General features: G+C 69.7%; 18 protein-coding genes. 10 read left to right on the top strand and 8 right to left on the bottom strand.

All coding sequences use genetic code 11. From position 1 onward, the window contains the following. Positions 1 to 148: 148 nt before the first annotated feature. Complete coding sequence (locus KM176_RS14805) at positions 149 to 610, top strand: GNAT family N-acetyltransferase (protein WP_160894699.1); 462 nt, start codon at positions 149 to 151, stop codon at positions 608 to 610. A gap of 13 nt (positions 611 to 623) precedes the next feature. Here KM176_RS14805 and KM176_RS14800 read toward each other — a convergent pair whose 3' ends face one another. After that, on the bottom strand, positions 624 to 1,505 hold the full coding sequence (locus KM176_RS14800; protein WP_160894700.1) for an AraC family transcriptional regulator: 882 nt from the start codon (positions 1,503 to 1,505) through the stop codon (positions 624 to 626). A 95-nt stretch (positions 1,506 to 1,600) separates the two neighbouring features. Here KM176_RS14800 and KM176_RS14795 point away from each other — a divergent pair, with 95 nt between their 5' ends. After that, entirely contained in the window at positions 1,601 to 2,428 is an 828-nt protein-coding gene (locus KM176_RS14795; RefSeq protein WP_160894701.1) for an oxidoreductase, read from the top strand. Positions 2,429 to 2,850: 422 nt separating this feature from the next. After that, entirely contained in the window at positions 2,851 to 4,107 is a 1,257-nt protein-coding gene (opgC, locus tag KM176_RS14790; protein WP_236045325.1) for an OpgC domain-containing protein, read from the top strand. Here opgC and KM176_RS14785 read toward each other — a convergent pair. Further along, complete coding sequence (locus tag KM176_RS14785) at positions 4,068 to 4,724, bottom strand: TetR/AcrR family transcriptional regulator (RefSeq protein ID WP_202397829.1); 657 nt, start codon at positions 4,722 to 4,724, stop codon at positions 4,068 to 4,070. The genes opgC and KM176_RS14785 overlap by 40 nt on opposite strands. Before the next feature lie 191 nt (positions 4,725 to 4,915). Between KM176_RS14785 and KM176_RS14780 the strand changes: the two genes are divergently transcribed. The 7 genes from KM176_RS14780 (at position 4,916) to KM176_RS14750 (ending at position 18,169) form a co-directional block, all read left to right on the top strand. Then, positions 4,916 to 6,211: an MFS transporter gene (locus KM176_RS14780; protein WP_236045324.1), complete on the top strand. Its 1,296-nt coding sequence runs from the start codon at positions 4,916 to 4,918 to the stop codon at positions 6,209 to 6,211. Between the two features lie 54 nt (positions 6,212 to 6,265). Next, positions 6,266 to 7,948 (top strand): glycoside hydrolase family 3 protein, encoded by a 1,683-nt coding sequence (locus KM176_RS14775; RefSeq protein WP_160894702.1) that lies wholly within the window; start codon positions 6,266 to 6,268, stop codon positions 7,946 to 7,948. Positions 7,949 to 8,176: 228 nt separating this feature from the next. After that, on the top strand, positions 8,177 to 9,259 hold the full coding sequence (gene makB, locus KM176_RS14770) for an alpha-pore-forming cytotoxin subunit MakB (protein WP_160894703.1): 1,083 nt from the start codon (positions 8,177 to 8,179) through the stop codon (positions 9,257 to 9,259). 65 nt (positions 9,260 to 9,324) lie between these two features. Beyond that, positions 9,325 to 10,740, top strand: coding sequence for an alpha-pore-forming cytotoxin MakA (gene makA / locus KM176_RS14765; RefSeq protein ID WP_160894704.1), 1,416 nt, complete (start codon positions 9,325 to 9,327; stop codon positions 10,738 to 10,740). A 662-nt stretch (positions 10,741 to 11,402) separates the two neighbouring features. Beyond that, complete coding sequence (locus KM176_RS14760) at positions 11,403 to 12,128, top strand: Crp/Fnr family transcriptional regulator (RefSeq protein WP_160894713.1); 726 nt, start codon at positions 11,403 to 11,405, stop codon at positions 12,126 to 12,128. 201 nt (positions 12,129 to 12,329) lie between these two features. Then, complete coding sequence (locus KM176_RS14755) at positions 12,330 to 15,212, top strand: NAD(P)-binding protein (RefSeq protein ID WP_160894714.1); 2,883 nt, start codon at positions 12,330 to 12,332, stop codon at positions 15,210 to 15,212. Beyond that, a complete protein-coding gene (locus tag KM176_RS14750) occupies positions 15,209 to 18,169 on the top strand; it encodes an ATP-binding protein (protein WP_160894715.1) in 2,961 nt (986 codons plus the stop codon). The genes KM176_RS14755 and KM176_RS14750 overlap by 4 nt, the downstream gene beginning before the upstream one ends. 75 nt (positions 18,170 to 18,244) lie before the next feature. Here the strand turns inward: KM176_RS14750 and KM176_RS14745 are convergent, their stop codons facing one another. The 6 genes from KM176_RS14745 to KM176_RS14720 form a co-directional block, all read right to left on the bottom strand. Beyond that, complete coding sequence (locus KM176_RS14745; RefSeq protein ID WP_160894716.1) at positions 18,245 to 19,717, bottom strand: NAD-dependent succinate-semialdehyde dehydrogenase; 1,473 nt, start codon at positions 19,715 to 19,717, stop codon at positions 18,245 to 18,247. 4 nt (positions 19,718 to 19,721) lie between these two features. Continuing rightward, positions 19,722 to 20,765: a tartrate dehydrogenase gene (locus KM176_RS14740; RefSeq protein ID WP_160894717.1), complete on the bottom strand. Its 1,044-nt coding sequence runs from the start codon at positions 20,763 to 20,765 to the stop codon at positions 19,722 to 19,724. A 15-nt stretch (positions 20,766 to 20,780) separates the two neighbouring features. After that, positions 20,781 to 22,232, bottom strand: a complete 1,452-nt coding sequence (locus tag KM176_RS14735) for an aldehyde dehydrogenase family protein (RefSeq protein WP_160894718.1) — start codon at positions 22,230 to 22,232, stop codon at positions 20,781 to 20,783. Between the two features lie 108 nt (positions 22,233 to 22,340). Then, positions 22,341 to 23,714, bottom strand: a complete 1,374-nt coding sequence (locus KM176_RS14730; RefSeq protein ID WP_160894719.1) for an FAD/NAD(P)-dependent oxidoreductase — start codon at positions 23,712 to 23,714, stop codon at positions 22,341 to 22,343. Continuing rightward, on the bottom strand, positions 23,711 to 24,019 hold the full coding sequence (locus tag KM176_RS14725; protein ID WP_160894720.1) for a (2Fe-2S)-binding protein: 309 nt from the start codon (positions 24,017 to 24,019) through the stop codon (positions 23,711 to 23,713). Before KM176_RS14725 ends, KM176_RS14730 begins: the two co-directional genes overlap by 4 nt. Beyond that, a complete protein-coding gene (locus KM176_RS14720) occupies positions 24,016 to 26,001 on the bottom strand; it encodes a hydantoinase B/oxoprolinase family protein (RefSeq protein WP_160894721.1) in 1,986 nt (661 codons plus the stop codon). Before KM176_RS14720 ends, KM176_RS14725 begins: the two co-directional genes overlap by 4 nt.

The following is a 26,001-nucleotide window of genomic DNA, read 5'->3' as shown; positions in this document are numbered from 1 at the left end:
GGCGGGGCCCAGGGTACGCCCATGACCGTCTTCCGCCCCGCCCTTTCCGTTTCCTATCGCCACCGCCCGTTTCGGACGCGGTAGCCTGTCCCATGGTGCCGCCGCAGGGTGGCACGGCGCTGACCCCGCGGCGGGTCAGGAGCCCCGCATGACCCCGCCCCCCCTCATCCGTCCCGCCCGCCCGCAGGATGTCCCGCAGATCCTGAAGATGGTCGGCCAGCTGGCAGCACATCACGGCGATGTCCCGACCCTGACCGCCGAAGCCCTGCAACGCGACCTGTTCGGCGATCCGCCCTGGATCTGCGCCCTGGTCGCCGAAAGTGGCGAAGACCTCGTCGGATATGCGGTGATGTGCGGGCTGATCCAGCTGCAGTTCGGCGCCCGGGGCATGGACCTGCACCACCTGTTCACCGACGCCGCGCGGCGTGGCGAAGGCATCGGGCGCCGCCTGGTAGAGGCCTGCCGGCGCGAGGCCATGGCCCGGTCCTGCCGCGTCCTGACCGTCGGAACCCACCCGGATAACCACGCCGCCCAGGCCTTCTACGCGGACCTCGGCTTTGAACGCCGCGACAGCCACCCGCCGCGCTTCACCCTGCGGCTCGATCCCTGATCGTCCGGCGCCCTCAGGCCCCCTCGCCCAGGTGCAGCCGCATCCAGCGGGCCTCCTCGGTGGCGCTGCGGCCGAAATGGCGGCGGAAATCCCGGCTGAACTGGGCCGCGCTGGCATAGCCCACCTCGGCGGCGATGGTGGTGACCGGGCCGTGGTTGCGGGCGATCATCAGCCGCGCCTCATGCAGGCGCATCGCCTTGATGTAGCGCAGCGGGGATGTCCCGGTAAGCGCCTTGAAATGGGCGTGGTAGGACGGCACGCTCATCCCCGCCTCTGCCGCCAGATCCGCCACGGACAGCCCGCTGGCAAACTGCACCCGGATCCGCCCCAGGCTGCGCACGATGCGCCCGGCGGTGCCCCGGTGCCGCAGCGCCGCCCGGAGCGCGCCGCCCTGAGGGCCCACCAGGACCCGGTAGTGCAACTCCCGCAGCAGGGCCGGCCCGAGGATCGCACTTTCCTGCGGATCGGCCAGCGTTTGCAGCAGCCGGCGCAGGAGATCGCGCATCCGCAGGTCCATCGGGCTTGAGACAAGGCCGCGCGCAGGCGCGACCGCCCGCCCCTCCAGCGCCACCGCGATCTCCGCCGCCAGCACCATGTCGAACTCCACGTAAAGCGCCAGCAGCGGACGGGCCGCGCTGGCCCGGGAGGCCATGCGGAACGGCACCGGCACCGAAACCGCCAGGTAGTGATCGGCGTCGTAGCGGTAGACCTGCCCGTCCAGAAGGCCCTGCTTGGCGCCTTGCAGGACGAAGACCACGCCGGGCCGGTACAGCACCGGCACGTCCTCCAGCACGGTCTCGGAGCGCAGAAGACGGACCTCGGCCAGGGCCGTCGGATTATAGCCGGGGCGGGGGGCAAGCCCCGAGGCCAGCCGCAGGATATCATCAGGAATCATAGGATCAGACAAGTCATGCAGAGAAATCGCCGTATTTCGGCGGCTGCCCCAAGACTATCTGCAAAGTCCTGTATCCCTCAACAAGGAAGATCGCCATGACGGCCAGAACCTTTTTCATCACCGGCGCCAATTCTGGTTTCGGCTTTGCCATCGCCGAGGCTGCCCTGGGCGCCGGCCACCGGGTCATCGGCACCGTCCGCTCCGAAGCGGCGCGCCGCACCCTTGAAGACCGCCTGCCAAAGGTCCGTACGCTGCTCTGCGATGTCACGGAGTTCGACCGCATCCCCGACCTGGTGGCGCAGGCCGAGGCGGACCATGGGCCCGTCGACGTGCTGATCAACAACGCAGGCTACGGCCATGAGGGGGTGCTGGAGGAATCCCCGCTGGAAGAGATGCGGCGCCAGTTCGACGTCAATGTCTTCGGCGCGGTGGCCGTGGCCAAGGCCTTCCTGCCGCGGTTCCGCAGCCGGCGCGCCGGGTTCATCGTCAACGTCACCTCGATGGGCGGCATGATCACCCTGCCGGGCATCGCCTACTACTGCGGCAGCAAGTTCGCGCTGCAGGGCATCTCGGAGGTGATGCGCGCCGAGATGGCGCCCTTCGGCGTCCATGTGACCACGCTCTGCCCCGGCTCCTTCCGGACCGACTGGGCCGGACGCTCGATGGTGCGGACCGCGCGTTCGATTGCCGATTACGACGCGCTCTTCGATCCGATCCGCAGCACCCGGCAAGAACGTCACGGCGCCCAGCCCGGGGATCCCGAGAAGCTGGCCCAGGCGGTGCTGCGCCTGGTGGACTCCGACGCTCCGCCGCCGCAGCTGCTGCTGGGCAGCGACGCCCTGGCGCTGGTGCGCGCTCGCCTTGCCGCCCTCGACCGGGAGATCACCGGCTGGGAGGCGCTGAGCCGCTCGACCGACGGCTGAGCGCCCGGCCCGCCCCGGTCCGGGGCGGGCCGGATTTCCGGGGGCTCGGCGGATCTTCACCGAATCCGCACGGCTCTGGCGCATCCATGACCTCAGGCGGGAACACCCCTGCCCCGAGTCGCGTTATGCCAGAACCCGGCCTGCGCACCGCAGCCGGCACAGGGGCCATCCCGGCCCAGGACGAAGGAGAAGACGCCCGCCCCGGACGATGCGCGCCGGACCGCCTCAGGATGCACAACCAAGGCCCGACATGGGCGCAACTGTGCCGCACAACACCTTGAGATAAGCGGAACTTTGCGCAGTCCACCTGTCGCGTCTGCCGGCGCGACGCCCTGTATTGAAGACCGCATGAGCTGCGGATACTTCCCCGAAATTCGCGTGGCCGGTCCCCCCGGCGGCGCATCCTGTCGAGGTACGGACCCTTGGAAGCACTGACCGCGAAACGCTACGACTACCTGGACGGGCTGAGAGGGTTCTTCCTGCTCACCATGACCCTGTCGCATCTGATCCTGCAGGGCGGCCTGTGGCTGACCGAGGTGCATTTCCGCCAGGTGATGTTCGTCGAAAGCGCGCAGGGCTTCGTGTTCCTGTCGGGCCTGATGATCGGCATCGTGCAGGGTCGGCGCCTGCTGCGCAAGGGCGAGGCCAGTATGCGCGCCTCGATCCGGTCGCGGATGATCGAGCTCTGGCTCTGGACCATCGGGCTGGTCTTCACGGCACTTCTGGCGCGTGATCTGCTGCCCGGCGGGGTCGAGGCCTGGCACAACTGGCTGGCGACCGCCCGGCTGGATGACCCGGTGCGCGTCTTCGCCATCCTGACGCTGATGTTCCAGCCCACCTTCATGGACATCCTGCCGATGTACATCCTGTTCATGGCGGCGGCCCCGATGGTGCTTCGCTGGGTCATGGCGGGGCGCTGGATGCTGGCCGTGGGGGCCGCCGCACTGGTCTGGACCGCCTGCCAGCTGGGGGTGATGCAGATCTTCTCGATCCCGCTCGACCAGCTTCTTGAGACCGGCGACAAGCAGGGCCTGCGCATGGCCTTCGACCCGATGGGCTGGCAGCTGCCCTTCATGGCCGGCGTGATCCTGGGTGGGCTCTGGGTCTCGGGGCAGATCAAGTGGGAGAACCTGCTGGGGCCGCGCACCCGCGACCTCGCGCTGGTGGCGGGGCTGTTCATGCTGTTCTTCGCGCCGCTGCGCATCGCCACCGCCCACGGGCTGATGCCCGATGCCATGCTGAAGGTCTTTGCCCCCTTCGAGCAGCGCTCCAACTTCGGCCCGGTCTACCTGCTGAACTTTGCCGCGGCGGCCTTCCTGTTCGCCTGGCTGGCCATCGGCGGCGCCACTGCCCCGCAGGCCTGGATCCGCGCCCTGTCGCAGGGCATGCGCTGGTTCTTCACCCGGCCCGCCCTGTGCCTGCTGGGGCGCCATTCGCTGCATGTCTACGCCTGGCACGTCGTGCTGGTCTATGCGCTGCGCTACATCGACGCCAGCCACAGCGGCGGCGGGGTGCTGGTGAACACCACCCTGGGCCTCTACGTGCTGGCCCTGCTGTGGCTGCCCCCGCTCTGGCGCGAACGCGCCCGGGTGCCCGCCGCGGCACCGGTGGCACCGCCACTGATCGGCCCGCTGCCACCTCAGGACGCGCGGATCGAACCGTCGAGCCGCTCGAGGTAAAGATCGAACTGCCGGACCAGATCCACCCGGTCCGGCATCCTGAGCCAAGCGATCTGCAATCCGTCCATGGTCGCCGCGATCTCGGTCGCGATGATCCCGGGATCGGCATCGGCGCGGATCTCACCGTTCAGGCGCGCCTGCTCCAGCATCGCCGCGAGGCCCGCGTTCACCTCCCGCGTGCGGGTTTCGAACCAGCCCCTGGCCGGATGCTCCCGCCCCAGGCTCTCGGCGCTGAGGGCCGAGAACATCTGCACGATTTCCGGGATCTCGGCATTGCGGCGGCACAGCTCGTGCAGGGCGCGCTTCATCCCCGCCCAGCCGCCCTGCGGCCCGCCGGTATGGGCGGCAATCAGCGCCACGGTCTCGCGGTCACGTTCGTCGAGGATCGCCAGCAACAGGTCGGTCTTGCGCGGAAAGTAGTGCAGCAACCCCGGCAGGGTCATCCCCACCCGTTCGGCAATCGCCGCGAAGGACGCCCCGTTGAAGCCCTGCTGGGCGAAGGCCTCGGTTGCGGCGGCGATGATCTGGCGGCGGCGCTCCGGGGTGGCGGCGGCGCGGGGACGGCCCCGGCGCGGCTTTCCCCCGGGGGGCACCCGGGCGGGATCGGTAGCGGACAAGCGGGCTCTCTCCCCATGGTTTCGGACCGCGCGACCCTGCCAGCCACAGCGGAAAATGCCAAGTCCGGACCCCGGCTCCAGACCCCGGCCCGACTCCGCCGTTGCATTTTACCTATCACTTAGTATGTAAATTATCCGAACGCCGCAGCGGGAGGTCCGGACGCGGCATCTGACTGTCATGGGAGGACAGATTGGCCACAGATATTCATGCCGACGCCCTGGCGGCGCCGATGCCGCGCGGCACCGCGACAGAGCCCGCCGCCGTTTCCAACTGGTTCTTCGTCCGCTACGCACTGGCCTATATCGGGACCTTCACGGCCCTGATGACGCCTCCGATCCTGACCCTGGCGGTGCGCATCGAAAACATCGACCCGGCGTCGAAGGGCGCGAACCTCGGCCTGGTGCTGGGGCTGGGCGCGCTGGCCGCGCTGATTTCAAACCCTCTGTTCGGGATGCTGTCGGACCGCACGGGGTCGCGCTTCGGGCGCCGCCGGCCCTGGATGATGGGCGGCACGCTGGTCGGGCTGGCGGCCCTGATGATCATCTCTCAGACCCAGAGCATCGCACTGATCGCGCTTCTGTGGTGCCTGGCCCAGGCGGCGATGAACGCCACGCTGGCAGCCATCAGCGCGGTGGTGCCGGACCAGGTGCCGGAACATCAGCGCGGGCGGGTCTCGGCGATCTCGGGGATGGCGACCAACATCGGCATGATGGTCGGCACCGGCATCGTCGCTCTGGTGGGCACCGGGGGCATGCCGATGTTCCTGTGGCCGTCGCTGTTCGGCATGGTCACCGTCTGGCTGTTCTGCTTCACCAATGCCGATCCCGCAGCGCCTGCAAGCGCCGCGGCGCCGCGCCGCCGGACCGGGATCGGCACGATCCTAGGCGCCTTCTGGGTGAACCCGCTGGAATTCCCCGATTTCGCCTGGGCCTGGCTGTCGCGCTTCCTGGTGTTCTACGGCATCGCGACGCTGCTGGCCTACCAGGTCTACGTGCTGATCGACCTGTTCCATGTCGCCCCCTCGGGCGTGCAGAACATGATGTTCCTGTCGACCCTGATCACCACGGTCATGGTGGTCATCTTCGCCTCCCTCGCCGGCTACCAGTCCGACAAGACCGGCAAGCGCAAGGTCTTCGTCTTCATCGCCGCCGTGGTCTTTGCCCTGGGTCTTGCAGTGATGGTCAGCCTGAATTCGCTGACCGGGTTCTACATCGGCATCGCCATCGCCGCCGCGGGCTTCGGCGTCTACCTCTCGATCGACCAGGCGCTGGTCGTCGACGTGCTGCCCAACCGAGAGACCGAGGCCGCCAAGAACCTGGGCGTGATCAACATCGCCAACGCGGTGCCCCAGACCCTGGCGCCGGCCATCGCACCGCTGATCATCGCGCTCGGAGGCGGGGGCAACTATGCCCTGCTGTTCTTCGTGGCCGCCGCCGCGACCTTCTGCGGCGCCCTGGCAATCCTGCCGGTGCGCGGCGCGAAATAAACCTGCCTGCGGCGCGCGCCCCGCGCCGCAGCCTTGCCCACAGGGAAGATTTCCATGACAGAACAGCTGCGCCGGATGCTGGCCGCCGCCCCCTTCGACCTTGCCCCCGAGGCCATCGACTGGGTCGCGGCCACCCATGCCGGCCTGTCCGAGGCCGAGAAGATCGGCCAGCTCTTCGTGATCTCCTCGATGGGGTTCGACCCCGCCGAGGCCGCGCGGCTGAAGGCCTTCGGCCCCGCCGGGATCACCCGCTTCTTCTTCGGCGGCAAGGCCGAAGAGGCCGGTTTCCTCGACACCCTGCGCCGCGACGCCAAGGTGCCGCCCTTCTTCAGCGCCGACCTGGAAGGCAGCCGGATGAGCCTGCCCTTCGGCGCCGAGGCCCCGAACCCGCTGGCGCTGGCCGCCGTCGATGACGTGGAGGCGACCCGGGCGATCTCTGGCCTGATGGCACGCGAGGCGGCGGCGCTCGGGCTCAACTGGTCCTTCACCCCGGTCATCGACATCAACCGCGCCTTCCGCTCGCCCATCGTGGCGACGCGCGGCTTTGGTTCGGACGTGGAGCGCATCCGCGCCCATGCCCTGGCCGCCATCGAGGCCTTCCAGGCCGAGGGCATCGCCGCCACCGTCAAGCACTGGCCGGGCGAGGGGATCGACGACCGCGACCAGCACCTTGTGACCACCATCAACCCGCTGTCGCTGGACGAATGGGAGGCCAGCTTTGGCCATCTCTACCGTTCGGCCATCGCAGCCGGGGTGAAATCGGTGATGTCCGCCCATATTGCCCTGCCCGCCTTCGTGCGCGAGCTCTGGCCCGATGCCGGGATCGAACAGTTCCGACCCGCTTCCGTCAGCCGTCTGCTGAACCGCGACCTGCTGCGCGAGCGGCTGGGCTTCAACGGGGTCATCGTCTCGGATGCCACGATGATGGCAGGGTTCGGCGCCTGGGGTCCGCGCGCGCAGATGATCCCCGAGGTGATCGAGAACGGCTGCGACATCATCCTGTTCTCCGACGATCCGGTCGCGGATGCGGGTTTTGTCGCCGAGGCGCTGAAGGATGGCCGGCTCAGCCGGGAACGGCTGGACGAGGCGCTGTGGCGCTCGCTTGGTCTGAAGGCCTCGCTCGGGCTGCACGAGGGGCCGCGCCCGCAGCGCCCCGAGGCCATCGGCACAGAGGCGGACCGCGCCACCGCCCGCGCCGTCACCGCCCGCGCGCCGACGCTGGTCAAGGATGTGCAGGGCCTGCTGCCGCTTTCGGTCGAACGGCACCGCCGGATCTACCTTTACACTTCGGGCGTCGTCTCTCCGCTGCACGGATCCGGCCCGCCGGCGCTGATCGGGATGCTGCGCGCCGAGGGCTTCGAGGTGACGGTGCATGACCCCGCCGACGAGGCGCTGAAATGGCAGGAACAGCCCTGGAAGGACCATGACCTAGTGCTTTACGTCATGGCCGAGGAAACCCTGCTGTCGCGCGAGCGGATCTTCATGAACTGGCAATCCCTGACCGGGCAGTTCCTGCGCGCGATGGAGCGGCCCTGGCATGACGTGCCCTGCGCGCTGATCAGCTTCGGCTATCCCTACTACCTTTACGACGCACCGCGGATGCCCTGCGTGATCAACGCCTATGCGACCATGGACAGCATGCAGGCCGCAGTGCTTGAGGCGCTGATGGGGCGGGCGGACTTCCGTGGCCGCTCTCCGGTCGATCCGTTCTGCGGCCTGCCCGACGCCGCCTACTGAGTGATCGCACGGCCGGAAAGGGGCGCGCTTCGGGCGCGCCCCTTGCGATTCCGCCCCCCCCCTTTTCCTGCAAGAACAGCGATCGGACCGGATGCCGCAAGGAAAGGCTCCGGAGACGGAAGATTTTTCACGTTATGTGTCCCCGCGCACAGAAGCCCTCCGGCAGCGGCGCTATGCATCGGGCAAGAGACGCATTTGGCGCCACGGCGCATCGCAAAGGACCCGACCATGTTCAGCCCCGACCTGACCGAGACGAGCAGTCATCTGGCAGGTGCCTTCACGCAGACGCTGTCGGTCGCGGGCTTTGCAAGGTCGGCCGCGCAGATCCGGCTCAGCACGCTGTCGCCGGAACCGCTCTGGATCTCGCCGCTGCGCCTGCGCCTGGCCAAGCTGGTGCGTCAGGGCCATATCTGGGAGGACGAGGCCCCGAAGATCCGCGCCGACATCCTGACCCCCTTCGTCACCTATGCCTCGCTGATCGCCACGACCGCCCAGACCCTGCCGGCGCTGCGCGCAGACCGGGCCGCCGTGCGCGGCCTGCTGGAGCGCCTGCACGGGGCCGCCGAAAGCTGCGCCGCCAAGACCCGCGATGCCGCCACCCGCCTTCAGGGCCAGCTGGGCGCCCTGTCCATGATCGAGGCCGAGCTGCGCGACAGCCTGTCCCAGGCCCGCGCCGGGCTGGCCCATGAAATCCGCCAGGTCACCGCCATCGCCGAGCTGGTCGGCGCGCTTCTCGACCGGCTCTTCGCGCTTCAGGACGGCATAACCGCCCCGCGCATCGCCGCCGGCACGACCTTCTACCAGACCCCGACAACGATCTCCTTCACCCTGGCCGGAGAGCTGGGCCGGGAGATGCCCTTCCTGACGCTGACCGACACCATCCATTCCACCGAAGGCATGGCCTACGACCGGATCGTCTCGGATCCCGAGGTTGCCGAGATCATCGACACCCTGGTTGCCCGCCGCACCGGCACCAGCGCCTCCGGCCAGGCCGCCGCCATGTCCGAGGCGGTGACCCGGATGATCCGCCGCCTGCACCTGCAGGTCGCCGGGCTGTCGCACTGCCTGCCCGCCCTCGACCGGACCTGGCGCGCCGAGGCCGCCAAGCTGGCCGCCGCGCTTCGGGCGCTGGATGGCGGTGCCGACCCGGCCACCCTGATCGACCTTTCGACCCTGCCCGCCGCCGTCGGCAACTGGCGCGCGCTGGCAGACCTCGCCCATGGCTGCGTGACCTTCCCCAGCCAGAACATCCTGCCAGGCAAGGCGGTGGCGCTGACCACCGAACAACCTGCCCCGCAAACCATCTTCTAGCCAGACCGCCCCGGCGGTCCCGCCCGAAACGTACAGACTGCATACGCTTCCCAAGGAGACGTGACATGCCCCTGACCATGCTGCGGGCCGAATCCGAGCTGAAACCCGTCTTCATCTTTACCGTGTCCGGGCTTTCGCCCGCCGATGTCGCCGTGCTGGACAGCAACCACGGCGACCGGCTGGAGGCCCTGCCCCGCCGGCTCTCCGACAGCTTCCGCGACAACGGGCTGTGGCTGAGCGCCGCCGCCCAGGTCCACATCCTGTCCGGTGGCACCAGCTGGCTGCTGCAGGACGGCGCCCGCCAGTACCACATCAGCCACGACGGCCGCAGCGGCGACCTTGAGGTCTTCGCGCTGACCCCGGCGATGGCAGGGGTGCTTCAGACCTCGGCCGCCACGGCCTCCGGGGTGACGTCGGTGCATGTGATCACGGCGGCCTGCCACGGTGTCCTCAATACCCGGCTGTCGCCCCTGCCCGCCTGGGAGGAGGATCCCGCCAGCCGTCCCGACTGGTTCGAGCCGCTGCAGGCCAAGCTGACCCATGCCAAGGTCCTGGCCGCCGAATGGATCGAGGATATCGGCCCGGCGATGACGGCCTGCCTGCCCGCCCAGGTGGTCTCCTACAGCGCCGCCCATGCCACCCTGACCGATCGGATCTTCCGCATCGCGGAGGCCAACCCGGCCGCCCGCGGCGCCGAGGACCCGCATGTGCGCGATGTCTGCGCGATGATCGACGGTCTGCGCAGCGAGGTCGCGCGGATCGAAACCGCCCTGCAGGAGCAGGACATGAGCTTGCGCCACTGGAGCCTGAAGATGCAGGACGCCTACGACACGCTTTCCGCCGGGATCACCGGCATCCAGTCCACCGACCTCAGCCTCCAGGGAGAGATCCGTTCCATGAACGCGGCGATCACCGGGCTGCAGGACAGCATCCACACCGAGAACCTGGCGATTGCCGCAGGCGCGCTGGTGATCGCGGGCGGGCTGCTGGCCATGGTGGTGGGCGTCGCGCTGTCGCCGGTGCATGGCGGGACCTCTGCGGTGGTTGCCGGCGCCGGTGGCCTGGCCGCCCTTGGCGGCGGCCTGACCTGGAACATGATGCGCAGCAAGATCGGTCGCGACTTCGAACAGATCCGCGTCGATCAGGGCCAGCTGGGCGATGACCAGAACCAGCTGGTGGCCCTGCGCGGCCTCGAGACCGGCGCCCAGCAGGCGCTGCGCGCCACCGGCGTCGCAAGCGCCATGCTGGCCCGCCTGCGCGGCCTCTGGCGCCGCCTGACCACCGAGCTGGAGGCCGTCCGCCAAAGCCTGACCGGCAGCGATCAGGAGCTGGCGCTGGTGGTCAACGAAGGCTTCGTCAACGGCGCCTCCCGCGAATGGAGCACCGCCGACAGCCTTGCCCGCAGCGTCCTGAACACCGAACTGCGCGTCGAAACCCAGGTCCTGCCGCTGGATGCGCCGCGCAAGCTGGCCGCGGCCTGAACCGAACCCTAACCGGGCCGGTCCCGCCGGCCCCCACCCCTTCCCGCATCGGGCCCCTTGCCAGGGCCTGATCTGATCCGCCGCCCGCCGTTCTGCCTGCCCCGAGCCCAGAGGACTGCCCATGACTGCCATCACGGATGCCGCTGCGTGCCCCCACGGCGCCCGCGCCTACGAGCGCCGCCACGCAGTTCCGGCAATGCTGGTCCCCTCCGGCCGGGGGGCGCGGCTGCGGATCGACCGGCTCCGGCCCGCAGGAGCGCTCCACTCTCCTGCGGGCCGGACGCCCAGGTTCCGCCCATTCGTCTGCTTCCCGATCCGTGCCCACCTTCCTCCAGAGGTGTGCGGCACGGGCCCCGTTCCCGGCGCGCGTTCGCCCCGGTGGCGGGGGGAGGACCCGTGCCGGTCGCTTCAACCGCGACTGGCGCCGATCGGGAGCCCGAGGTCCTGCGCCTGCCGCCTGCCCGCCGCAGGCGCAGGACCCTTTTACAGCCTGACCCGCCGCCGCGCCCGAAGGCGCCCCGGCCCGCTCTGACCCCGAAAGGACTCCGCACCGCCCAAGCCGCAATCCCGTCTCCCTGCCCACCTGCCGCAAGTTGCCCCTTGCGACGGGGCAGGCGTTGTCATGCCGTCGAACCCCATGCTAATGAACCGGAAAACGGCGCATGAAACGGTGGGCAAAGGGTATGACAGAGGCCGAGATCGCGGAACTGGGACAGCTTCCGCTGCTGGCTGGCGTGCCGGCGGACCTGCTGCGCGCGCCCGCCCTGCGCTGGACCCGGCGGCATTACGATGCCGGCCAGATCGTCTTTGACCGCGACAGCCGCGACGGCGATGTCTACTTCGTGCGCTCCGGCGCCGTGATGGCGATCTACTGGACCGCCGATGGCCGCGAACTGGTGTTCTCGAAGATGGGGCCGGGCAGCTACCTGGGCGAACTGGCCGCCCTTGATGACGGGCCGCGCTCGGTCAGCATCTACGCCCAGCAGCCGACCGAGGTCCTCGTGCTCGGCCAGGCCGGTTTCCTGTGGCTGCTGGAAGAGGTTCCGGCCCTGAAACTCCAGATCATCCGCGACCTGTCGGGCCGGGTCCGGGCGCTGACCGAACGGGTCGCCGCCCTGCTGAGCCAGAGCGTCGAAGAGCGCGTGCGCGGCTTCCTGGCGCGGCTGGCGCTGGAAACCGGCCAGTTCCATCCCGGCGGGCTGATCAACGGTGCCCCCACCCATGCGGAGATCGCCGGCAATGTCGGCGCCAACCGCGAGGCCGTCAGCCGCACCATGTCGGCCCTGGCCCGCGCCGGCATCATCGAGACCGCCCGCCAGAAAATCACCATCCTGGTCCCCGAGGCCCTGCAGGCCGGCACCGGCACCGCGACACCCGCCGCGGAATGATGGCCGACGCGGCACGAATGCCACGATTTGCCGCAGGGCACTGCCAGATCAACGTTTCGAACTGGCGGTAAACGTTGGGATTTAATATATCCTGACAAGTTGTTAACGGTAGCACGTGTTTAATTTCGTGCCGCCGCCCATGCGCGCCGCCAAGGGTCGACATGGCGCGCTGCGGACTTACCGCTATTGGGGAGTGGGAAATTGACCAAGAAGATTGCGGTCATCGGCGGGGGCGTCGGAGCCATGACTGCCGTCTGGGGCCTGTTGCAGGATCCGGACTGGAAAGAGAAATACGAGATCACGGTCTACCAGATGGGCTGGCGGCTGGGGGGCAAGGGGGCCTCGGGGCGCAACATGGCCGAAGGCGCCCGGATCGAGGAACACGGGCTGCATGTCTGGGCCGGCTTCTACGAGAACGCCTTCCGCAACATGCGCGCCTGCTACGCAGAGCTGACCGAGATGGGCCTGCGCGATCCCGAAGCCCCGCTGGGCACCTTCGAGGCCGCCTTCAAGCCGCTGGACCACCTGTTCCTGGCCGAGAAGGTCGGCGAGGAATGGCGCCCCTGGCTGATCGACCTGCCCACCAACGACAAGCTGCCCGGCACCGGCAACGAGGTTCCGGCGCCCTGGGTGCTGTTCCTGCGGGCGCTGAAGGCGCTTCAGAAGCTGATCGAGACCGGCACCTTCGGCAAGGCCCAGAGCGCCGAAAGCGCCGAGGCCGCCCGCCGCCTGTCGCCGCTGAAGGCCGCGCATCTGCGCCTGCTGACGCTGGCGCGCACCATGCCGATGGACCCGCGCGCCCACAAGGCCAGCGTGAACGCCCTGCTGGGCTCTCTGATCCGCGGGCTGCAATCGCGCGTCCACAAGCTCGAAACCCCCGAGAACCTGGAAAACGACGCCACGCGGCGCGCGCTCTACCTGCTGGATCTGGGGCTAGCCTGTGCCCGGGGTCTGGTGGAAAGCCGCGTGTTCCTGCGCGGTTACGACATCCTGGACCAATGGGAATTCACCGACTGGCTGCGCGGCAACGGCGCCAGCGAGGCGGTGCTGGATTCCGTCCTGATGCGGGGCTGCTACGATTTCGTCTTCGGCTTCCACGCTGGCGACATCCATGACCGCAACGCCGGGGCCGGCACCGCGATCCGCGCCATGGGGCGGCTGACGCTGACCTATTGCGGCGCGATCTTCTGGAAGATGCAGGCCGGCATGGGCGACACGATCTTCGGCCCCTATTACCAGGTGATGCGCGCCAAGGGGGTGAAGTTCGAATTCTTCAGCGCCGCCACCGCGCTGCGCATCGGCCCCGCCAATACCGGCATCGGCAAGATCGAGATGGTTCGCCAGGCCCGGCTTGCTGGCGACAGCTACGACCCCTTCGTCACCGTGCGCGGCCTGCCCTGCTGGCCCTCGGAACCGCTCTGGGACCAGCTTGAGAACGGCGAGGAGCTGCGCGCCTCGGGCATCAACTTCGAGCACGAGGCCCCCACCGGCCAGCCCTTCACGCTGGAGCGCGGGCGCGATTTCGACACGCTGATCCTGGGCGCTTCGATGGGCTCCCTGCCCTATCTGACGAAGGACCTTGCCAAGGCCTCGCCGCGCTGGAAGCGGATGCTGGACGAGGTGCAGACCGTCGGCACCCATGCCGCGCAGTTCTGGATGACCGAGACCGCCGATGCCCTTGGCTGGCGCGACGTGGTGCAAACCTCGAACCCGCCCGAGGCGATCCCGAACGGCCCGCTGCGCACCGTGATCACCGGCTTCGCCGAGCCGCTGGACACCTGGGCGGACATGAGCCACCTGCTGGACCGCGAGGACTGGCCAAACCCCGGCCCCGCCTCGATCGCCTATTTCTGCGCCCCCGCCCCGGACGGAGAGACCCTGCCCGAGTTCCGCGCGGACCTTGCGCAATGGACAGAGACCGAGCTGCCGAAGCTCTGGCCGAACCTGCCCGATGTCGCCGATCCCTTCTATCCGCCGGGTCGCGGCCTTGCTGGGCAATATGCCCGGGTCAACATGGAGGGCTCGGAGCGCTACGTGCTTTCGACCGCCGGCAGCGTCTTCCATCGCCTCGCCCCCGATGAAAGCGGCTTCGACAACCTCTACCTTGCCGGCGACTGGACACGCTGCGGGCTGAATGCCGGCTGCGTCGAGGCCGCCACCATGTCGGGCCTGGCCGCCGCCAATGCGATCAGCGGGCAGAACCTGCCGATCAACGGCGGCGCCGACATCTCCTCCAACAGCACCATTGCCAGCACGGCGAAGTACCAGTCGCTCTCTGCCACGGCGGCGGGCTGGCCGCTGGACGGGTTCTATGCCAAGGGCAAGATGACCGGCTGGTTCATGTTCTACGCCATGCCCCGCGCCGAGGTCGAAGCGCTGCTGCCCCCGGGCCTGCACCTGGGCGCCTCCGATCTGGTGGAGCCGGGCTATCACCCGGTGGGGCTGTCGTTCTGCCATTACGAACATGTGCGCGGCTCCTTCGTGCCGGGCTTCATGGCGATGAAACCCTATGGCGAGGCGACCTTCGCGATCCCGGGCCTGCGCTCGGATGAGACCGGGCAGGCCGACCTGCTCTATCCGCGCCGGCTCTACGTCAACAATCCAAGCGCGATTGCCGCCGGCAAGCTGTTCTACGCGATGAACAAGAAGCCTGCGACGATCCAGCAGGACGCCGCGACCTTCGTGGCGACCGACCCCTCGGGCCTGTCGCTGGAAGCCCAGTTCCAGGAGCGCGACGAGACCGTCTTTGCCCCCGATCACCCCGCCTTCGGGGCGATCACGCAGCTTCTGGGCACCGCCTTCGTGACCCGCACGCCGCTTGGCCAGCAGCTGTTCAACGCCTTCAACCTCGAGCTGTCGAATTGCTGGATCGCGCCTGCCTCCGGGCAGGTCCGCGTCCGCGATCCCGATCCGCTCGGCTTCCCCGCCTACGAGGGCGCCGTTCCCGCCCTTGGTCCGAAAGCGCCGCGCGGCCTGCCCGGCGCCTTCCGTATCTGGAGTTCCTGGTCGATGACGAACCCCCTCGATTCCCGACGGGTTGCCAAGGCAGCGGAGGCGGAGGCCTGGCTCCGCGAAACGTATTGAGCGCGCTCTGCCCCCGCTGCACCGCGCCGGTTTCCGACAGCGCGCGCTTCTGCGGCAGCTGTGGCGTCCGACTGCAGCGCGGCACCGCCGCACCGCAGGGCGAACGCCGCATCCTGACGCTGATGTTCGCGGATCTGGTCGGTTCGACCCGGCTGGCGGCGCAGCTGGGGGTGGAGGAATACACCGACCTGATGGACCGCTTCCACCGCATCGGCCAGGCCCAGGTGCGGACCTGCGGCGGGCGGCTGCTGCAACACTACGGAGACGGCCTTCTGGCCGCCTTCGGCATGGCCGAGGAGGCCGAGGATGCCGCCGGCGCCTCGATCGCCGCGGCGCTGGCCCTGGCCGAACGCATCCCCGATGAGCTGGACGGCGCCCGCGTGCGCATCGGGCTTCATGCAGGGGCCGTGCTCTGCCGCATCGGCGGCGGAGAGCTGATCCCCCAGGTCACCGGCCTTGACGTCAACATTGCTGCCCGGGTCGCCGAAAGCGCCGGCCCCGGCATGGTGCGCGCCACGGCCCCGGTGCTGCGCGCCGCGCAACGCGTGGTCCGCGTCACCGCCGATCCGCTGAGCCAGGAAACCTTCCGCGGCTTCGACACCCCCGTTTCGGTCGCCCGGGTCGAGGCGCTGTCCGGTCCCGGAGAGGATGCCCGCACCGGCCTTGCCGAACGCGACGGCGTGCTGCGCAGCATCCTGACCGGGCGCATCGGCACCACCCGCACCCGTGCCTTCCTGGTCGAGGGGGCTGCCGGCATGGGCAAGTCCGCCCTGCGGGCCGAGCTGGTGGCGCGCAGCGGTGCGACGATGGACCTGATCCAGATCGACTCGCGTTCCAACCTGACCCGCTCGCCGCTCTATCCGCTGACCGTCTGGCTGCAGGACCGTTTCGGCAGCGAAGAGGAGCAGGCGCGGCTGGCCCTGCGCCTGGACCGCGATCACCTGGAGGCCCTGGCCGAGGCCCGCGGTGCCGCCCCCGCAGGCAATGACGGCGCCACCGCCAGCCTGCGCCGGACCCGCCGGATCGAGGCGCTGGTGGCCCTGCTGCACCAGATGATGACCGAGGCGCCCACCACGATGCATGTCGACGACGTGCACTGGATGGACGATGACAGCCGCAGCGTCATCGCCGGCCTGCTGGCCCGCGGTGTGCCCGAGGGCAGCCGTCTGGTGCTCTATGCCCGGCCCGACACCGGCATCGCCGAGAGCTTCGGCCCCGCCGCCCTGTCGGTGCTGAGCCTGGCCCCGCTGTCCGACAGTGCCAGCGCCCGGCTTCTGGAGGCCGAGGGCGAGGCGCTGGACGCGGCCACCCGCGCCCGCATCATCGAGACCGCTGCCGGCAACCCGCTGTACCTGCGCGCGCTGCGCGAAGCGGCGCGCAACAACGGCGGCACCCTGCCCGGCCAGTTGCCGCCCTCAATCGAGGCGACGCTGCAATCCAACATCGCCGCCACCGGAGAGCTGCGCCACGTGCTGCAGGCCGCCGCCCTGATCGGACGCGGCGCCAGCCTGCCGCTGATCGCCGCCCTGACCGGCACCCCCCCCGAGACGCTGCGCGCGGGGCTGGACAGCCTGGCGGCGCGCGGGCTGGTCGATTGCTCGGGGGCCGAGGTCGCCTTCACCCACCCGCTGCTGCGCGATGCCGCCTACGAGATGCTGCCCCCCGGCCACCGCCGCAGCCTGCATGGCCGCCTGGTGCCGCTGCTGCAGGACCTCTCGCCCGATCTCTGCGCCACGCTGCCGGAATGGCTGGCCGATCACGCGCTGCAATCCGACCAGCCGGACCTGTGCATCGCCCCCTGCATCGCCGCCGGGTTCAAGTTCCTGGCCGCCGCCCACTTCGACCTGGCCGAACGCTATTTGGAAGCCGCCGAGGAAGCCCTGGCCCGCGATCCCGCCCGTGCCCAGGAACGGGTGCAGGTGCTGACGCTTCTGGCCAGTGCCCGGGTGCAGCGGCTTGGTTTCGCCCATCCGGACGTGGAACGCGCCTATCGCCACCTCGAGACCGGCCTCGAGGGCGCCGAGATGCGCAGCGGCGACCGGATGCGCGCGCTTTATGGTCTGTTTGCCCATCGCATCATCTCGGGTCAGGTGCGGACCTGCGTGCCGATGGTGCGCCAGATGGCCCTGACCGCAGACCCCGCCCAGCCCCATGACCGGCTGATGCATCTGGTCAATGTCACCGCGCTGCACTTCTATTCCGGCCGGTTCGACCGCTCGCTGGCCGCCGCGGCCGAGGTCGAGGCGATCTATGATCCGGACCGCGACGGACGCCTATTCCTGGAACTGGGCGCCGATCCGCTGATTTCGGTGCTCTCGGCGCGCTGCCACATCCTGATCCGGCGCGGCGCCCTGGCCGAGGGGCACGCCGCCCATGACCGCGCCGTCGCCCATATGGCGCATCTGTCCAGCCCCGGTCAGGATCCCTGGCTGAAGGTGGTCAGCGGCATGGCCGAATATGCCACCGGCCAGGACGCCACCGCGCGGCGCAACCTGACCGCCGCGATCGAGCTGGCCGACCGTCAGGGCGCCGCCTTCTGGTCTCTGGTGGCGCGGATCTGGGAGGCAAGCTACGACTGCCGCGACAATGTCCCCGATGCGCCGGAGCGACTGACCGGCCTGCTGGCTGGCGCCGATGCCGTGGGCCTGGGGGTCTGCCAGCCCTATTTCTGGAGCTCTCTGGCGCTGGCACACCACCAGCAGGGGCGCAGCGCGGAGGCGCTGGCCCTGTCGGAACGCGCCGTGCGCCGGATTGCCGCCACCGGCGAGGGGATGTGGGGCGCAGAGGTCTGGGAAGACCGTGCCCGGATCCTCGCCGCGCACGACCCCACGGGCGCGGCCCGTGCGCTGCGGCTGTCCCAGGCCTTCCGGACGCGCTCGGGGACCATCGGCAGGCCGGCTCCCCCCGCCGGCCCCGCGACGGTCGATCCCGTGGCCCGGAGCATCATCGGCGCCTGAGCGCGCCGCCCGAAAGCAAAGGGGCGCATCCGCGGATGCGCCCCTTGCCATTTTCCCGATGTCCCTTGCCCGGGCTCAGAGGCCGCCGAAGTGGAAGGCCTTTGTTTCGAGGTATTCCTCGATGCCCTCCTGGGCGCCCTCGCGGCCGAGGCCGGAGGATTTGACGCCGCCGAAGGGGGCCTCGGCATGGCTGACCGCGCCGGTGTTCAGCCCTACCAGCCCGACCTCCAGCGCCTCGCCGAAGCGGAAGGCGCGGGCCATGTCGGTGGTGTAGAAATAGGCCGCCAGACCGAAGGGCGTGCCGTTGGCGATCTCCAGCGCCTCGGCCTCGGTCTCGAACTTGAAGACCGGGGCGACGGGGCCGAAGGTTTCCTCGGAGGCCAGGCGCATTTCGGTCGTGGCGCCGGTCAGCACCACCGGATCGGCATACTGGCCGTCAAGGTCGCGCGGCGCGGTGGCGCGGGCGGCCCCTTTCGACAGGGCGTCCTCCACGTGGGCGGTGATCTTGGTGATCGCGGCGGCGTTGATCATCGGACCGATGGTCGTGCCCTCCGCCAGGCCCGGGCCGACCTGCAGCGCATCGACCTTGGCGGCCAGTGCCGCGACGAAGGCGTCGTGGATGCCCGACTGCACGAGGATGCGGTTGGCGCAGACGCAGGTCTGGCCGCCGTTGCGGAACTTGCTGACCATCGCGCCCTCGACGGCGGCGTCCAGATCGGCATCGTCGAAGACGATGAAGGGCGCGTTGCCGCCCAGCTCCAGCGACATCTTCTTCAGCGTCGGCGCGCATTGCTCGGCCAGCAGGGCGCCCACGCGGGTCGAGCCGGTGAAGGAGAGCTTCCTCACCACCGGCGAGGCGGTCAGCGTGCCGCCAATCTCCTCGGGGCGGCCCGTCAGGCAGTTCAGCACCCCCGCCGGAATGCCCGCGCGTTCGCCCAGAACGCAGAGCGCCAGCGCCGAATAGGGCGTGAAATCAGAGGGTTTGATGACCATGGTGCAGCCGGCGGCCAGGCCGGGGGCCACCTTGCGGGTGATCATCGCATTGGGGAAGTTCCAGGGCGTGATGATCGCGCAGACGCCGACGGGCTCCTTCATGGCGAAGATCTTCTTGCCGGGCACCGGGCTCGGGATGATCGTGCCGTTGATGCGGCGGGCTTCCTCGGCGAACCAGCGCACGAAGGAGGCGCCGTAGAGGATCTCTCCCTTCGCCTCGGCCAGCGGCTTGCCCTGTTCGGCGGTCAGGATCAGCGCCAGATCGTCGGCGTGCTCCAGCATCAGGGTGTACCAGGCCATCAGGATGTCGGCGCGCTCGGCGTGGGTCTTCGCCTTCCAGCCGGTCATCGCCTCGGCGGCGGCGGCAATGGCGGCCTCGGTCTCGGCGGCGGTGCAGTCGGGCATCCGGCCCAGGGCCGCGCCGGTTGCCGGGTTGATCACGTCCATGTCGGCCCGGGCGATCCAGTCACCACCGATCAGGGCGGCTTCGCGGAACAGCTCCGGATCCTTCAGGGAGGCGCGGATATCGGTGGGGAAAGTGTCTTGCACGGTCATGCTCTCAGGCCTCCAGCGCGGCCAGGATGGCGGCGGTGATGTCGGACGTGGAATGGCTGCCGGGGCGGGTGCCGATGCCCTGGGCGGTGGCGGCCTCGATGGCCGAGAGGATCTCGGCGGCGGTTTCGGCCTCGCCCAGATGCTCGAGCATCATGGCGCCGGACCAGATCGCGGCGATCGGGTTGGCAATGTCCTTGCCGGCAATGTCGGGGGCCGAGCCATGCACCGGCTCGAACATGGACGGTCCCGTACGGTCGGGGCAGATATTGGCCGAGGCCGCAAACCCGAGGCCGCCCTGGATCGCCGCGCCGAGGTCGGTCAGGATGTCGCCGAAGAGGTTCGAGGCGACGATCACGTCCAGATCCTGCGGTGCCATCACCATCTTGGCGGCCATGGCGTCGATATGCATGTGGCTGACGGTGACGTCCGGGTATTCGGCGGCGATTTCCTTCGTCACCTCGTCCCAGAACACCATGGAATATTTCTGGGCATTGGATTTCGTCACGGATGTCAGGTGCTTGCGCCGCGCGCGCGCCTGTTCGAAGCCGAAACGGAGGATCCGCTCGACGCCCTTGCGGGTGAAGACGGCGACCTCGGTCGCGACCTCGTTGTCCTGGCCCATGTGGACCCGGCCCCCGGCGCCGGAATATTCGCCCTCGGTGTTCTCGCGGATGCAGAGGATGTCGAAGCCCTCGGCCTTCAGCGGCCCCTCGACGCCCGGCAGCAGGCGGTGGGGGCGGATGTTGGCGTATTGCGTGAAGGCCTTGCGGATCGGCAGCAGCAGCCCGTGCAGCGAGACGCTGTCGGGGACGGTCGCGGGCCAGCCGACGGCGCCGAGATAGATCGCGTCGAAGCCCTTCAGCGTCTCGATCCCGTCCCCGGGCATCATCTGGCCGTGTTCGAGGTAGTATTCGCAGGACCAGGGGAAGGTCTCGGCCTCAAGCGTGAAGCGGTTCCGGGCAGCGGCGCGCAGAACCTCCATCGTGGCATCGGTCACGTCCACGCCAATCCCGTCGCCGGGAATGAGAGCAAGGCGGTAGTTGGTCATCGGGGGCTCCGGATCTTACAGGTCGATGAGTACGGATTTCGTGCGGCGGTTGGCAAGATAGGCTTCGCGGCCCAGATCCTTGCCAAGCCCGCTCGCCTTCCAGCCGCCGGTGGGCAGGATGTGATCGCGCGAGCGGCCGTAGCGGTTCACCCAGACCGTCCCGGCCTCAAGCCGGCGGGTCAGGCGCAGCGCACGGCTGAGGTCGCCGGTGAACAGGCCCGCCGCCAGACCATAGGTCGGATGCGCGGCCAGCGTCATCGCCTCTTCCTCGTCGCGGAAGGTCTGGAAGGTGGCGACGGGGCCGAAGATCTCCTCGGTCACGGCGGGGCTGTACTGGGTCACGCCGGCAATCAGCGTCGGCTGGTAATAGCTGCCCTCGCGGTCAAAGGCCTGGCCGCCGCAGAGGATCTCGGCGCCCTGGGCCGCGGCTGCCTGCACGATGCTGTCGATCCGCGCCATCTGCCGCCCCGAGATGATCGGAGAGAACCCGGCCTCGGGCGCCAGCGTGTCGGCGGGACGGTAGCAGGCGAAACGGGCACGCAGCCGCTCTGCCAGGGCCTCGGCGATGCTTTCATGCACCAGCATACGCGAACCGGCGACGCAGAACTGCCCGGCATTGGGCATGATGCCCCGGTCCAGGCACTCGGCGGCCAGGTCGAGATCGCAATCCTCGAAGACCAGCATCGGGCTTTTCCCGCCCAGCTCCAGCGTCATCGGCTTGATGCCGTGGCGGGCGATGTTCTCCATGATGGCGGCGCCGGCGCGGGTCGATCCGGTGAAGGAGACCTTGTCGATGCCGGAATGCCCGGTGATTGCGTTGCCGGTGACCGGCCCGTCGCCCATCACCACGTTGATCAGCCCCGCGGGCATCCCCGCCTGCACCGAGAGTTCCGCCAGACGCAGCGTCGTCCAGGGCGTCATCTCGGACGGTTTGATGACCACGGCATTTCCTGCTGCCAGCGCCGGGCCCAGTTTCCAGCCCGCCATGGAGATCGGGAAGTTCCAGGGCGTGATCGCCCCGATGACGCCATAGGGATGGTCCGAGATGAAGCCGAAGCTGCTGTCGGGGGTCGGCACCAGCGCACCCCCTTCCTTGTCGGCGAATTCGGCGAAGAAGCGGATCTGCTCGGCGGTGACCAGCACGTCGCCGGTTTCGGCCTGGGCCGCGGGGCGCGAGGAACAGATGGCTTCAAGCCGGGCCAGCGGGGCGGCCTCGGCCTCGATCAGGTCGGCCCAGGCGTGAAGGACACGGGCACGGGCGCGCGGCGCCATGCCGCCCCAGCCCGAGGTCCGCAGGGCGTCGCGCGCGGCGGTGACGGCCTGATCGACCACATCGGCATCGGCGCGCGGGATCGCCCCGATGCGCTGGCCGGTCGAGGGCGAGAGGACCTCGATCGCCTCGGGGGCGGGGACCAGGCGACCGGCGATGAAATGGGCCGAGGGCAGCGGGATGTCGAAGCCGTGCATGAAGAAGTTCCTTCCGTCTTGGGAACAGGCTGGACCGGCCCGCCCGGTGCATGGTGCCGAAAGCGGGCGTGCAGCAGAATTACCTGCGGGATGCGGCGGGCTGGCAGATTATTCTGCCTCTCGCTCCGGCGGCGTGGAAAGCCAGGCCCCGATCGGCGCGGGCCGGGCCGGGGGCTGGGCGCGCAAGCGACCGGCGCGGGGCACCGCAAGGCCCTGATCGGCGGCGATGATCTCGGCCCCGGCAAGCTGGCAATAGCGGCCCTGGCACCGCCCCATGCCGACGCGGGACAGCGCCTTGGCGCGGTTTGCCTCCGGTCCCGAGGCCGGCAGAGTGGCGCGCAGGGTGCCGGCGGTGACGCCTTCGCAGCGGCAGATCACCGTGTCGTCGGGCAGGGCCGCCACGGCTTCGGCGGGCCAGGGAAAGGCGCGGGCCATGGCATTGGCAAAGCGCTGCATCCGGGCGCGGCGGCGCAGCAGGCCATAGGCGGCAGGGGCCGGGCGGCCAAGGTCGCGCAGCAGCGCGATGGCGGCAAGCCGTCCGGCCAGTTCCGCCCCGTCGGCGCCCAGCAGGCGCTGGCCATCCCCTGCCAGGTAAAGGTCCTTGCCCGCGCGCCCCATGTCATCGCAGCGCACCAGCCACTGGCGGGCACTCGGGCACCAGTCGAATTCGGCACCGGCCAGATCGGCCAGGTGCGTCTCGGCCCGCAGGTGCCAGCCAAGCGCGGCCATGTCGCAGGCAGTGCGGTGGGACTGACCGCGCGCATTGCGCCAGTGCAGCGCCTGCACGCCATGGTCGGGATCGGCCTCGATCCGCTCCAGCGTGACGCCGGCATGATAGAGATTGCCCAGCCGGGCCCGCATCGACACCCCGCGCAGCGCCACCACCGGACGCGCCGCCGCCATCGCAAGCCCGCCGCGCAGCTGGTCGCGCATCGGCGCGGTGTCCAGCACCGCCACCAGCCCGGCCCCCGCCGCGCGCAGCTGCATTGCCAGAAGGGTCAGCAGCGGCCCGGTACCCGCCAGCACGATCTGCCGGCCAAGCGCCACACCCTGCGCCTTCAGCGCGATCTGCGCCGCCCCCAGAGAATAGACCCCGGCATTCTGCCAGCCCGGCACCGGCGCCAGCCGGTCGGTGGCCCCGGTCGCCAGGATCAGCCGGTCATAGGGGATCTGCCGGCGCGTCTCGCCCAGCACATGGGCCACGCCGTCGCGCAGCGCCAGCACCGAGGTTTCGGGCAGGTGCCAGACCTTGCCCTGCGCCACCAGCCAGTCGAAGCGGCCATGCAGCGCGCGCGCCTTTCCGGCCTCGGAGCCATAGAGCTTTTCCGGCGTCCGTCCAAAGCCCAGAGGCGGGCGGCGGTAGATCTGGCCGCCCGCCCGCGCGCCCTCGTCCACCACGGTGGGGCACAGGCCCGCGCCCGCCAGCACCTCGGCCGCGCGGATGCCCGCAGGCCCCGCGCCGACGATCAGCACCCGGGTCATGCCCCGGCCCCCGGCCAGTCCCCGGCATCGGAGCGCAGCCGCATCCCCGCCCGCAGCGGGGTCGAGCAGGCCCGCAGCCGCCCGCCCTCCTCCTGCCAGATCCAGCAGTCCTGACAGGCCCCCATCAGGCAGAAACCGGCGCGCGCCTCGGGGCCGAACTCGGCCCGGCGCAGGGCGCGGCGCGACAGCAGGATCGCGGTCAGCACCGTATCCCCCTCCAGCCCGGTCAGCTCTTCGCCATCAAGGCTGAAGCGGACCGGGCTGCGGGCGGTCTCGGCCAGTCGGACAAGACGCGGCTGGCTCATTCGGCGGCCTCGGCATAGGACGCGGGGCGTGGCAGTTCGGGGAAGCGGGCGCAGGTGGCCTCGAAGGCCGCCTCCACCGCCGCCGCGCCCGAGCCTTCGATCCGGGCGAAGATCTCGGTCTTGGTAAAGAAGCGCCAGTGGATCGGCAGGGCGGCGAGGATCTGGGTCAGCCGGTCATAGGCAGCCGGGGTCCAGCGTGCCTCGTAGCCGTCACGTTCGGGGCCGTAGTGGAAGAAGGCATCCGAAGGCGCGGGCATCGCGGCGCGGGCCTTGGCGGTTGCGTCCTCGTCCACCTCGCCATCCTTCAGGATGACACCGTAGTCGCGTTCGGCGGCCTCGGTCGAGACATAGCCGCGGGCCACGTCGCGGGCCACCCGCCAGGGTTCACGATCCAGCGGGTTGCCACGGCCCCCGCCCCCGGCAGAGCGCACCTCCAGCACGTCGCCCGGTTGCAGGATCGCGGTATCCTTCGATCCCATGCGGCGTTCCTCGGGCGTGCCGGGGTTCACCACCATGTCGGCAAGGCCAGCGGCGCGGCCCCCCTCCGTGCCCCAGGGCCGGAAGAAGCTGCGGTCGCGGTTCCTTGCCGTGATGCGGCTGTCGGGGGTGAAGACACGGAAGGCCATCTCGGTCGCGAGGCCGCCGCGCCAGCGCCCTGCCCCGCCGGTGTCCTGCGCAAGGCCGTATTTCACGAACTCGACCGGAACCTCGGTCTCGGTGATCTCGATCGGGGTGTTCTTCAGATAGGCCGCATCGGCGCCGGAGCCGTTGGTGCCGTCGCGGTGCGGCATCCCGCCGCCACCGCCCACCACCGGGTTCACGGCGGCGATCACGGTCTTCTGGCTGCGCTCGTCCCGGGTCATCACGTTGACGATGCAGTTGTTGCCGGCGGGGGCCGCGGGCATCCGGTCGGGGATCGCCTGGACGAAGGCGCCGAAGATCACCGAACGCAGACGCGCGCAGGTCAGCGAGCGCATCCCGACGGCGGCGGGCGAGACCGGGTTCAGCACCGTGCCTTCCGGCGTGATGCAGGTGAAGGGCCGGGTCAGGCCGGTGTTCAGCAGGATGCGCGGGTTCAGCGTGTAAAGCACGTAGTAGACGCCCACCAGCAGCATCGTGTGGCGCGGATCCCCGCCCGAGGGCACGTTGAGCGAGGACGCAAGCTGCGGATCGGAGCCGGTGAAGTCCAGGATCGCCTCGTCGCCCCGGATGGTCAGGGTCAGCTTCAGGCGGCAGGGGTTGGCCTGGTCGCTGTCCTCATCGGCGTAATCGGCGAAGACGTATTCGCCGTCGGGGATCTCCGACAGGATCGAGCGCGCCTGGGCCTCGGCCTGCTCCATCAGCGCCGCGACACCCGAAAGGAAGCCCTGCTTGCCGAAGCGGTCGATCATCGCATGGACCTTGCGCTCACCGGTATTCAGCGCGCCGACCAGCGCCTTGATGTCCCCGATGTTGAGCGCCGGCTTGCGCACGTTCGTGGACATGATCTGCAGGATCTGGCTGTCGAAAACGCCTTCGCGCACCAGCTTCATCGGCGGAAAGCGCAGACCTTCCTGGTGGATCTCGGTCAGCGAACGCGAGAGAGAGGCCGGCACCGCACCGCCCATGTCGGTGTTGTGGATGTGCCCGCCGGTCCAGGCGACGATCTCTCCCTCCGCGAAGACCGGCTTCCAGAGGTGGGTGTCGGGCGCATGGGTCGCCACGTGACCCGAGTAGGGATCATTGGTGAAGGCCACGTCGCCGGGCCGGTAATCCTGCACCATGTCGATGGCTCGGCCATAGGTCAGGCCCGGGTACCAGGTCGCGCCCAGCTCCATCGGGACGGCGAAGGTATCGCCGCGCTGGTCCATCAGCATGACGGTGAAGTCCTGCGTTTCCTTCACGAAGGCGGAATGCGCGGTGCGGTGCAGGGTGTGGGCCATGTTCTCGGCGGCGGCGCGGGCGTGGTTGGCCAGCACCTGAAGGGTCATCTTGTCGAACAT

The sequence above is a fragment of the Pseudooceanicola endophyticus genome, assembly GCF_018760365.1.
Classification (GTDB): domain Bacteria; phylum Pseudomonadota; class Alphaproteobacteria; order Rhodobacterales; family Rhodobacteraceae; genus Pseudooceanicola; species Pseudooceanicola endophyticus.
Note: the sequence above shows the minus strand (reverse complement) of the source record. Positions and strands in the feature narration are given on the sequence as shown.